The organism is Arthrobacter sp. NPDC057013, assembly GCF_042674585.1.
Classification (GTDB): Bacteria; Actinomycetota; Actinomycetes; order Actinomycetales; family Micrococcaceae; genus Arthrobacter.
Map to the genome: position 1 here is coordinate 292,587 of NZ_JBHUSE010000001.1, position 11,875 is coordinate 304,461.

General features: G+C 63.6%; 6 protein-coding genes. All 6 read left to right on the forward strand.

Features of this window, described 5'->3' with window-relative positions; all coding sequences use genetic code 11:
- Positions 1-454: 454 nt before the first annotated feature.
- Entirely contained in the window at positions 455-940 is a 486-nt protein-coding gene (locus ACFTSA_RS01415; protein ID WP_377948933.1) for a ParB N-terminal domain-containing protein, read from the forward strand.
- Positions 941-2,394: 1,454 nt separating this feature from the next.
- Positions 2,395-3,513 (forward strand): acyltransferase family protein, encoded by a 1,119-nt coding sequence (locus tag ACFTSA_RS01420; protein WP_377949806.1) that lies wholly within the window; start codon positions 2,395-2,397, stop codon positions 3,511-3,513.
- A gap of 687 nt (positions 3,514-4,200) precedes the next feature.
- Positions 4,201-5,355: an alkaline phosphatase family protein gene (locus ACFTSA_RS01425; protein WP_377948935.1), complete on the forward strand. Its 1,155-nt coding sequence runs from the start codon at positions 4,201-4,203 to the stop codon at positions 5,353-5,355.
- 326 nt (positions 5,356-5,681) lie between these two features.
- The gene (locus ACFTSA_RS01430; RefSeq protein WP_377948936.1) at positions 5,682-7,898 is read left to right on the forward strand and encodes a S8 family serine peptidase; all 2,217 of its coding nucleotides are present in this window, start codon (positions 5,682-5,684) and stop codon (positions 7,896-7,898) included.
- Between the two features lie 1,743 nt (positions 7,899-9,641).
- The gene (locus tag ACFTSA_RS01435) at positions 9,642-9,812 is read left to right on the forward strand and encodes a hypothetical protein (RefSeq protein ID WP_377948938.1); all 171 of its coding nucleotides are present in this window, start codon (positions 9,642-9,644) and stop codon (positions 9,810-9,812) included.
- Positions 9,813-10,805: 993 nt separating this feature from the next.
- Positions 10,806-11,789, forward strand: a complete 984-nt coding sequence (locus tag ACFTSA_RS01440) for a hypothetical protein (RefSeq protein ID WP_377948939.1) — start codon at positions 10,806-10,808, stop codon at positions 11,787-11,789.
- Positions 11,790-11,875 lie beyond the last annotated feature (86 nt).

The window sequence follows — 11,875 nt, forward strand, 5'->3', positions numbered from 1 at the left end:
GGCGTCCTCCAAACAGCTGGACGGCCAGGCCAAAGAGATAGACAAGAAGGCCCAGCAACTGCGTGTATTCCTAGGTAAGTAATGGCGACAGCCCACGCCAGTAGATCGGCGATCGCCGATGCCAACCGGGCCCACAGAAGATACGTGGAAGTCGCCGGGAGGGCAATGGCCGAGTTCCGATCGACCTTGTCCGCACAACTTGCGGCAGCAGAGTCAGACTGCACGAGGCGCCGTTTCGCATTCGAGCGGGCTTGTGATGACTATCGGGAGGCGACAGATGTGGAAAGGCACCATCGGGGCGTTCTGCGCGATGCCGCCTCCCGAAGACTTCAGTCTTCCCGCCAAGCAGTGACGGACATACAGGATGCCATTTCCAGATTCTCAATGGTTTCATCACGCTTCAACGAGACAAACGCCCAGCTTCGGGGTCCGCGCGAACCAAAGATTGACGTTCTTGGATGAGGCCATCGCAGCATATGGAATGGTCGCCAGCGGGGGAAGCGCTGTGGAATCGGCGGTTCCGGGCATTCGAGATTCGGGCACCTCAGAACTCGACTCCTTTCTGGCCCAGAAGGGTATGCGCAAGGTCCAGATAGAAGCCGCGACATTCGCCGATAATCCCATCCTTTCCTGGCGGGCGTCACCTGCTGACTATGCATGGGCGTGCGAGAAATGGGACCGGGTGGTGTCGAAAGCGATATCCCAGGGACAGGGCAGGGACGACCTAGTTCAGCGTGACAACTCAAGCGGTGCGACCCCTGACTCGATGCGTAACCTTGCCGACGTTTGGGACATTTTTCTTGGCTCGGAGGCGATCCGGCTGGATGCCAAAGCCGACGGCAGCTATGAGGTGATTAACGGGCGGCATCGCCTGCAGATCGCCCGGAATCTGGGAATCACGCATCTCCCAGCCCTAGTGAGCGAGCGGGATGCGGCATGAGCGGGTTAGATGCAGTCATTACAGAGCTCGAACAAGCGACCGCCCAGCTGCGCCGCACCTGGGATGGCACGGAACAGCATTGGCAAGACAGCCGCCGTCGACAGACTGAAGTCGAATTTATGGAACCCACATTCGAACTAGCGAAAATACCGTCAACACAATGAACACCATTGCAGAGCAAGTCCATCGCGCATTGGCTTCGCTGCGCCTACCTTGAACATTGGAAAATGAAGTGCCAGAATCTCGAACTCAACGCTATCGGCAACTAGGAAACAACGGCCCGACAGGCGCAAACCCGGAGGAAAGGCGCCGGTATAAGAAGATTTTCTGGATCGTCTTGTGGTCCGCCGTGGGTATTGTTGTACTTTCCCCGATCATCTCCGCAGCCACAGCGCCCAGAATGGGGAGCGTCACAGCACGTCCTCCCGCCACCGCGGAGCCTGCCATTCCCCAACCTCTTCCGGCAATTCAGTCGGACTCGCCAGTGCCAACCCAAGCGGCGGCCCAGAGCAACGGGAATCCAGCCGGCGGTAGCTACTCTTCCGCGGACCTTGCCTACTGCAAGACGAGCGGGAAGGTCGTGAAAGTGGCGGCGTCTGGTTCCTTTAGGGCGGCCATTTGTTTGGAGGGTAGCCAGATGGTCTACTACGGGCTGAGCAAGAAGACAGGGGGCACGATCAAGCTCAGCGCCGTTCAAGACGCAGATGAATTCGTGGCCGCGAACAACGGGACAACCTACCGGCTCGGAAAGACAGTATTCGTAATCACTGACGACGCCGGGAACCACGACAGCGAACCAATGACCTACTGGCTAAGTCCTGGCGATGCAGAATTGGAACATCCGGGGGACTTGGGAATCAGTCGCAGCATCTCTTACCCAGCGTGCGATGGGGCCGGGGTGGTCATTCTTGGAACGGCCTGTGAGCCAAAGAACTATGCCAGGGATGTTGGGGCGCTCTTGGCCGCCAACCCGGTTCCGAGTATCTCCGCACCGATCTGTCCTGGTGTGACAACTTCAGGGGTCCTTCTGTGGAGAATAGTGGTGGGAGCTACATCTACGCCGTCTACCGCGTTGTCGGTCGTGATCAAAGCGATGTCTGTGCGGCGATCAAGGGCGCTGGGACGTACGGAGACTGGCTTGAAAATAACGTCGATCCCGCAGACAGGATCAATTGCTCCTAGCTGCGTGTGGGATTCGGCTGGAATTGACGCCTGCAACTGCAGGATCCTGTGGTCATGAACTGCTGCTGAAGGCACTCGCGTCCCTGCAGCAGCAGTTTCTGCATATGCCGGCACCAAGGTGGGCGCTACCAAAAACTGGCCCACTCGAGGCCCCAAAGGGGCAGAGCGCGCCGTTACCTTTTTGTGATAATTACATTTTTCGTGGGTAGAGTAGACGGTTCATTGCCGTCACCCAAGGAGGAAAAACCATTTCACGCGCCCGGCTCGATTCACTGACAGGACTTCGGTTCATCGCCGCCATGCTCGTGGTCCTGTACCACGCGTCCGTGACGCTGGTGCCCGAGATGTACCCGCTCGTGTCCATGGGACAGACCGGCGTGACGTTCTTCTTCATGCTGTCCGGGTTCGTGCTCGCCTGGTCCATGAACCCCGACACGACCAAACGCCAATTCTACTGGCGCCGGTTCGCCCGGATCTGGCCGCTGCACGCGCTCACGGCGATTGCCGCCGTCGTTCTTGCCCTCATCACGCAGGGCGATCAGTCCCTGCCACGGTTCCTGGCCTCCCTGTTCCTTGCGCAGGCCTGGCTCGGCGACCAGCACTGGGTCTACGCCTACAACGGGGTGTCCTGGTCGCTCTCCTGCGAAGCGTTCTTCTACGCGGTGTTCCCATTCCTGGCGGTACGGCTGTCACGAATTGAACCGGGCAAGCTGTTCCGCGTCGGCGCCGCGGTCTTCGTTGCCGCTGTCACCCTCATTTCCGTCCTGCTTGCATTCCTCCGCGGGTTCGACTGGGGCGCCCTGTTCTACACGTTCCCCGCGTTCCGGCTCGCCGAGTTCATTGTGGGTGTCTGCCTGGCCATCGCCATGAAGAAAGGCTGGAAGCCCAGGTTCGGTGTGGGCACCGGCGCGGCTGCGGCCATCGGCTCCTTCGTCATTCTCGAGGTTGTCGATGCCATCGCGCCCTGGCGCACCGCAGGGCCGCTGGCCGGCGCGCTCTGCATTCCCGGCTACGCCCTTCTGATTGCGGCGTATGCGGTCCGTGACCGCTGCGGAGGCCGACCCACCTTCGCCAGCGCCCCTGCAATGGTGAAACTGGGCGAATGGTCCTTCGCCCTCTACCTGGTCCACGAGCTCGTGCTGCGGACAGCCCTGGAACTCGGCCCGGAGAGCCTTGCGCAGCGCGCCGTGTTTGCCGCCGTCGGAATTGCCATAGCCATACCGCTCGCCGGCGCCGCCTACACCTTCTTCGAGCGTCCCGTTGAGGCGCGGCTGCGGAACCGGGGCTCGCGCGGAGGCCCCGTGGCGGACACGCGACCCGCAGAGGAGATTGGCACCTTCGCCGAGCCGCAGGCAGAGCCGGCTACCGCCGGGGCATCTGCACGAGGGTGACCATTTTCCCTCTATTGCCCCGCTGGGAATGTACGCCCTCTGTCAGGAAGGTTAGAAAGCGATGGGGCTTCCCATGAATCCGACGGGAACATCTGCGACGGCCCCGACGGGACGTCCAGAGTCCGGACCACGGAAAATGATGTCAAAAGCTGTTGCGATGCTGTGCCGGGTGCAGACCTCGTGTCCAAATCTTGATCCAACACGCTGGATTCCTTCTGCGAGGTGCCCGGTTCGCGCGGGTAGTGTCGCCGCAACACAACTGGAAGGTGTGTCCGATGACTATCTTTGAATACGCATCAGCACTAGCACTAATGCTTGGATATCTGGCCGCGGCAAGTGGTCTTTCAGCCGTGATTATCCGGTCCAGGTCCAGACACTAAACGCCGCACGCGGGCAGCCGGCAGGGCCGCTCATGGAAAGCCGCTGGGCTGCCCGCGGTCGGCTGCAACATGGGAGTTGGATTCTCCATCCCGATCAACGTGGCGAAACGCGTGTCCCAGGAGATCAGCGTCAACGGATCGGCACGGCTCGAGCCAGCAGTTTCTCACCGGATATTGAAAAGGATGCTGGGAATCACTGTTCAGGAAGGCCTATGCTGGTGCCAGCCGTCGGGGCCTCTAAACTCCGAAGTTTCCCGATGCGGTGTTTGCCGACGACTGCCGGACAGGTCCGTGAGAGAAGGACACGATGGGCTGGAAGGTCAGGCGGAGGCCGCGCGAAGGGACCCGCCGCGGCGCCCAGTGGCTCGCACTTGCCGTCGCCGTAGCAGTGTCAAGCGGGACCAGCCAGCCGCCGTCGCCGCCGCAGAACGCACCACCTCCCGTCACCACGGCCGCGCCGGCCGTCGCGGCGGCGGTGCCGGATGCAACTGCGGTGACCCGGGCAGCGAGGCCCGGCCACGTCTTTGTGATCAACCTCGAGAACAAGGGCTATGGCACGGTCTGGGGTCCGGCGTCGAAAGCCCCTTATCTGTCCAAGTTTCTGCGCGCCCGGGGTGTCCTGCTGTCCCAGTACTACGCGATCGCCCACCATTCGCTGCCGAACTATCTGGCGCAGATTTCCGGGCAGCCATCGAACGCGAAGACCCGTGCCGACTGCGGGACCTATGCGCGGTTCAGGCCCGCCGGTCCTCCGTACCGCGGCGTCTTCAGGGGCACCGGCTGCCTTTACCCACGGTCCGTTCCCACGGTTGCCGGGCAGCTGACTGCGGCCAGGAAGAGCTGGAGGGCCTACATGGAGGACATGCGTATCCCGTGCCGGCATCCGCGGCCCGGCGCCAAAGACGGGAGCCGAGGGGCCAGGCGCGGTGACCAGTACGCGACGCGTCACAACCCCTTCGTGTATTTCGAAGCGATCACTGCCTCGCCGGACTGCCCGCGGCGGGTGGTTGATTTCAGGGCGCTCGACACCGATCTCAGGTCAGCCGCGACGACGCCCAACCTCTCCTACATCACGCCCAACCTGTGCCACGACGGCCACGACAGCCCCTGCGTCGACGGGCGGCGCGGCGGCCTGGCCACCGCGGACGCCTGGCTCCGGCAACAGGTGCCGGCCATTCTGCGTTCCCCGGCGTTCCAGCGCGACGGGGTCCTGGTCATCACCTTCGACGAAGCCGAAGGGCGAACGGCCGGCCCTCCCGGCAGACCCGGCGGGACCGCCGGCGGACGGGTGGGTGCGCTGGTGCTCTCGCCGTTCGTCCGGGGCGGCACAACCTCCAACCGCTTCTACAACCACTACAGCCTGCTGGCCAGCATCGAGGACATCTTCCGGGTGCCCCGCCTCGGTGTTGCCCGCGCCGCCGGAGTGAACAGCTTCGGACCCGACGTCTTCAACGCCCGGTAGACAAACGGGAGCCCTTTGCCCGAGCCATGAAAACCCGACCGCCTACATGGGGGATAGGCAGCCAAGATGTCCCCAAGGTCTCGCCGCTAGCGTGTATGCATGGAAGACCCATATTCGCCGGCGTCTCCGCCCTAACCGGCCGAATTCCTTGCCCGGGGAGACCCCGGCTGCCACGTCGCGCCTGCATAACTATTTCGGGAAGGCCGGTCCCCTGATACCGTGCCCGAGGCCACTGCCGCTAGACTCGTCCTGAACGCGGCGGGGGCCGCGCCCCACAACTGCGTCCCGGCACCAGCGGCTGAGCGGCGCCGCACAGGATGGTCTCGATGTCTCTTACGCGCCGAACTCGTTTCTCTGCTGCCATCATGTCCGCCGGCATCGCCGGCCTGGTGGCATCGGCCCTCGTAGTGCCTTCCGCGTCGGCGGCCGACGGCGACCCCCACCTGCCGTCCATCCCGCGCCGTCCGTCCGTGGCCAGTCCCGCCACTGACCAGTTCATCGTCAAGTTCAAGGATCCGGCCCGCTCCGGTTCGGCACTCCGCGCCCAGTCCTTCACCCGGGCCGCCGCCAAGCTCGGCGCCACCGCGAAGGACCTGCGCGCCACCACCAGCGGCGCCCGCGTGATCCGCACCAGCAAGGAACTGGGCGATGGCGACACGGCCAAGATGCTCGCCTCGCTGCGCGCCGATCCCGCCGTCGCCTACGCCGAGCCAGACCTGAAGCTGCAGGCCAAGTCCGCCGACCCGAGTGACCAGTTCTTCCCCTGGCAGTGGAACCTGTCCGCCGAAACCGGCGGCATCCGGGCCACCCGCGCCTGGGACGTCACCCAGGGCGCCGGCCAGGTGGTGGCTGTCATCGACACCGGCAAGACCAACCACGTCGACCTCAACGCCAACATGCTCCCCGGGTACGACATGATCACCAACGCCGACGACGCCCGGGACGGGGACGGCCGCGACTCCGACGCCACGGACGAGGGCGACTGGTCCGCCGCGGGCCAGTGCGTGGACGGCTCGGCGGAAATGTCGTCCTCCTGGCACGGCACGTACGTGGCCGGCATCGTCGCCGCCGTCGCCAACAACGGCAGCGAAGGCGTCGCCGGCATCGCCCCGAAGGCCAAGATTCTGCCCGTCCGCGTGCTGGGCCCCTGCGGCGGCCAGCTCTCCGACGTCGCCGACGCCATCGTCTGGGCCTCCGGGGCTCCCGTGGAGGGACTGCCGCTCAACCCGAACCCCGCCCGGGTAATCAACCTGAGCCTTGGCGGCACGGACCCCGAGAACCCCACGTGCCCGCAAACGTTCCAGACCGCCATCGACACGGCAGTCGCCCGCGGCTCGGTCGTGGTGGCGGCCGCCGGCAACGAGATGACGCAGGCCTCCACCTCCAGCCCCGCCAACTGCCGGAACGTCATCGCCGTCGCGGCCAGCGGCCGCACCGGCGCCCTGGCGCCGTACTCCAACTTCGGACCCGCCGTCGACATCACCGCCCCCGGCGGCGACATGACGCCCACCAGCGCAGCAGAACCGGACAGCGGCGTCCAAAACGGCATCCTCTCCACCCTGAACGACGGCCCCCAGACCTTCGGCACGGAAGCCTACTTCTTCGCCGAAGGCACGTCCGCCGCGGCACCCCACGTGTCCGGCGCAGCTGCGCTGCTCATGGCCCAGATGGGCCCGACGGCGACACCCGCCGCCGTCGAAGCCCGCCTTAAGCGCACCGCACGTCCCATGACCGGCGGCTGCCCGCAGGGCTGCGGCGCCGGCCGGCTGGACGCGGCCGGCGCCGTTCTGCACTTCAACGCGGTCCTCGCCGCCGGCGACTTCAACGGCGACGGCAAGGCCGACGTCCTGGCCCGGGAGAACTCCGGCTTCCTCTGGCTGTACCCGGGCAACGGCAAGGGCGGCTGGCTTGCCCGCAGGCAGGTGGGCTCCGGCTGGAACGGCTTCACCTCCCTGATCACCCCCGGCGACTTCAACGGCGACCGGCGCGCGGACGTCCTGGCCCGCGACACCACCGGCGCGCTCTGGCTCTACCCGGGCAACGGCGCCGGCGGTTGGCTGACCCGCGTCAAGGTGGGCTCGGGCTGGAACGGCTTCAACGCCATCACCGGAGCGGGCGACATCAACGGCGACGGCAAGGCTGACGTCCTGGCCCGCGACACCACCGGCACCCTCTGGCTGTACCCCGGCAACGGCCGCGGGGGCTGGCTCGCCCGGACCAAGGTGGGCTCGGGCTGGAACCCGATGACCGCCGTCGTCGGCCCCGGCGACATCACGGGCGACCGCAAGGCCGACCTGCTGGCCCGCGACGCCGCCGGCGTCCTGTACCGCTACCCTGGCAACGGCCGCGGCGGCTTCGGCGCGAAGGTCCCGGTGGGCTCCGGCTGGAATTCCATGTCCACCATCACGGGCCGCGGCGACTACACCGGCGACGCCAAGACGGACGTCCTGTCCGTGGACGGTAATGGCGCGCTCTGGATGTACTGGGGCAACGGCATCGGCGGCTTCTCCGGCCGCACCGCCGCCGGCTCCGGCTGGAACTAACCCTCCACCCCCCGGACCCTCTATCACTACCTGCCGCTTCCACCCGGACGCTCTATCACTACCTGCCGCTTCCACCCGGACGCTCTATCACTACCTGCCGCTTCCACCCGGACGCTCTATCACTACCTGCGGCTGTTAGACCGACGCTCTATCGGGTTCTACCGATTTTTGACGAACGCTCTATCAGGTCCAGCGCGAACGAACAGTTGTGGCCCCAGCCGTGCACGTCTTCCTGAATTAGACGATTTGCGATGTTGCGGTGGGTGGAAGCAGTAAACCCGCTGGTGACGGGGCACACGGGTAGCCAAGTAGCGCGCGCGGCCGAAATTCGAGTACTCCCAAAGGGTGCGCTCACGTTGCACATCCCCTAGGGTTGGTATTCCCAAAAAGTCCTCTAGCCACAGGGGCACAATCGCGGCAGATTGGCTGGGTCCTCTGCACGCCCACCCCCGTTAGGACATTCGCGCCTCTCTCTTTGGCGGTCGCATGCGCACCGAACCGCAGTCACAATCAAAGCAAAAACAGCTGAAATCCTAACTTAGGACAGCTGGGACCTTCTCTCTCTGCCCTGCTTGGGCTACGCGGAAAGTGCGAATGAATTTCTCCGCGTCTAGAATCAGGAATAAACAGGCGGCGAATAGGCTTTTCAGACTTCGCTCCATTGAAATACCCTGTGTCGACCGGTTAATTATGTTCCGCCAGGGTATGTCTTTTTAGTGGCCGGTTGTTTAAGAGCAGCTCCGGACGAGAACGGACGTTCGCAGTCAGCATCATTATCAGCTAAGCGTTGCCTGGTTGGCCCAGCCGGCCGCCTGGTTTGGCTTTATACAGATGCATCCCCTCGGCCGACCAGGCACGAGGCGCTCGGCACGGGCCATCCCTGTCTGTGTCTGGGATTCCTGAGCACATTCTCATGAATTTCTAGTTGATGAGAAATCCCTCATAAATAGCGAGCATTGCCTTAATGGAAATTTCTTCTTTTCAGCATTGATGTAGTTTGATAATGTTGTTGTTATACCGCTTTTACCGAACGAAAACGGAAGGCGTGGGAGCGGAGTGTTTAACCTCATCAATTTGAGCCACTATTGAGCACTCCAGTGCTCTTCACCGGATTCTTGGCCGGGCACACGAGTGCGTCCGTTCGTAGTCGCTGCCCACTACAGCGGGTCGTGAAACAAACAAGCTAATCCCGTCTACCCGCACGACAGGTCTTGCGATCGAACTAGCGGGCGCGGGAGCCATTGGTTCCGAAGGCGTTCTCACCACCGTCTTCCGGGATCAATAAAGGAGCGGTCCCTTGCGCGCCTGCAGGGACCGCTTCCGACGTTCGGATCACCTCAGGAAGGGTCGCAGGGCATGGGATGGTTCTCTGAGGACCGCCAGCACGAAGGTTGGGCCGCGCGCGTGGCTGCGGATGAGCGGTCATCTTCCGCTTCCGGTGACGTACGGATTTTATCCGATGGGGCATCCGCCGGTCGCCCCCGGGATGCATACCCATCCAATCAGAACCTAGAACCCGACAAAGAGATCATAGGCTGGCGGGGAGCATGTACGTGTGGGTGGGTGGGCAGTCTGTGGGATCGAGACGCTAACCCGGTCGACGTAAATTCCCAGGGTAAGCGGGACGGGATTTGTCTTGACGGTGTCGCGAATGCGTCTCCAAAGATTGAGGACGCGATCCACGATGAGTGGCGCGCCCACCTGCCACCGCAGGATCCTACCGCAGCTGCTGCACTCGCCGCTGTGCAGGCGGCCGCGCGAGAATACGAGCAGGCAATCGAACGATTGGATGCAACGGTGGCGGACGCCAGGACAGCAGGTGCGTCCTGGGCCAAGGTGGGCGAAGCGGCCGGCTTCAGCCGCCAGGGCGCGTACAAGCGGTGGGCAGAATCGAATTCCTCGGGGTCCAGCTGAAAATACTTCCGATCGGTTCCCCCGAGCCATCTCTCGTAGACTCCGTCCGCATGTAGCGCAGCGGGACGGCCGACTGTAACGTTCACCTTGGGTCCACAGAGCCGGTGAAGAGGCAGATGCCGAATGCGGAAAATAGTCGTACCCACGGGGTTTATTTCCCTGATCCTGATGGTCTCCGCATGCGAGGGTACGCCGCCCACGCCACCTTCCGGGGAGAAGGTTGTGGCCGATGTGTATATGACGGCCTACACCTGGTTCGACAACACGCCCGCAGGTTCCCCCGACATCAGCCACCCTGTATTGCATCGCGAAGCTGGCGGAACCGGGACCTACGAGGATCCGGTGACGGTCGCCGTCGGGCACTCTTTGGAGACGGGAAAGGATGTCCTGGACATTCCCGCGGGTACGCGGATCTATGTCCCGCATTTACGGCGATATTTCATCGTGGAAGACACGTGCGGTGACGGACCTACTCCGGAGGACGGCCCCTGTCACTCGGGGGCGGAGAAGTACGGTGGGGCGTCTGTCTGGATCGACTTATGGATCAGTGGGGAGGGCGGAAGTAGGTCGGCTGCCCGGAGCTGTGCCCGGAAAGTAACAGGTGTGAGGACTGCGGTGTTTAATCCGCGTGCCGACTACGTCGTGGCCCCCGGAGAGGGCGTGATCCACGATGGAAAATGTGACACAGGCTATGGAGATGAACCGATCACCAAATAGACCAGGCCCACTCTTTGTGGGGACGGTCACCAAAGCTCGCCGCACTGGGCCGAGCCTCGCGCGACACGCCGCCTAATTGGCCTCTCTTTTCCGGACAATGTAACGTTTGGGTCACCGGTTGGCTCACGCGCCCGTCAGAACCTTCTGAATCGAGTTGCATGTGGTAAGTCCCGAGGTCGCATTGCCTTGCTTTGCTTCAGACCGTGACCCACTTCGGGCAGTACTTGTTTCCCTTCGGACTGCCCGTTTCGCACCCCCGAAGAGGATTTAATTCCCATGCGCAGGAAATATCTGCTGTCCGCGGCCATGTTCTCGGTTCTGTTTGCCACCTCGGCGTGTGGAGCAGCAACCGTTGCTCCAAGCTCATCCCCGCAGCCTGCCCGCCTGGCCAACGCCGGCGTTGAGGCCAGCTCCACCAGCGCACCCGAAATCGGCACGTCGCAGAGGGCAGCGGCTGCGGATGCCAAGGCCGCCAAGGCTAAGGCGGGTGCGGCAGCCAAGGCTAAAGCGGTGGCATCAGCCAAGGCCAAAGTGGTGGCCGGAGCCAAAGCCAAGGCCGACGCAGCAGCGAAGGCAGCGGCAAGCAAGGTTGCCGCCGCCGAGAAGGTGGCCGTAGCCAGGGGCGCCGCAATCAAGAAGACAGCGGAGCAGTCCGCGGCAAAGTCGTCTTCAGCGGCCGCCGCAGCGAAGCGTGTCACGCCGGTCCCTGCCGTCCCCAAACCGGCGCCTGCGCCTGTTCAGCCGGCGTCTTCCGAAAAGATTGTCAACACTGCGTACACCACGGCCTACACGTGGCACGACAACACCCCGGTAGGGTCGGCGTCAATCAGTCATCCGGTGCTGCACCGGACCGCCGGTGGAACAGGCACATATGCTGACCCGATCACCATCGCGGTAGGACACTCCTTGGCAACCGGCAAGGACGTTCTCGACTTCCCCGCCGGAACGCGGATCTACCTGCCGGATGTTCGCCGATATTTCATCGTCGAGGACACATGCGGTGACGGTAACGATCCCGAGAATGGCCCCTGCCATCAGGGGACGAACGCTCAGGGTACGAACTCCACTCTCTGGATTGACATGTGGATCGGTGGCCAGAGCGTGGATGCCGCGGGTGCAGACAATTGCGCCGGCCGCGTGACTGACGTCCACACGGCGGTCTTCAACCCGGCGAGCAACTATGTGGTGGCGCCCGGTGCCGGCGTAATCCACGACGGCAAGTGCGACGCCGGATACGGAAACTCACTCGTTAGGAAGTAGCCGCCGGAGGTGCCATCCCCCCAAGATGGGGGGAATTGCACCGCTCATCCCAAGGAAACTCCAAGGAAAACCGGCCACGGTGGATC

Coding starts and splice junctions, on each gene's coding strand:
- ACFTSA_RS01425 (WP_377948935.1), top strand. CDS start 4,201: ATGGGCTGGAAGGTCAGGCGGAGGCCGCGCGAAGGGACCCGCCGCGGC.
- ACFTSA_RS01430 (WP_377948936.1), top strand. CDS start 5,682: ATGTCTCTTACGCGCCGAACTCGTTTCTCTGCTGCCATCATGTCCGCC.
- ACFTSA_RS01440 (WP_377948939.1), top strand. CDS start 10,806: ATGCGCAGGAAATATCTGCTGTCCGCGGCCATGTTCTCGGTTCTGTTT.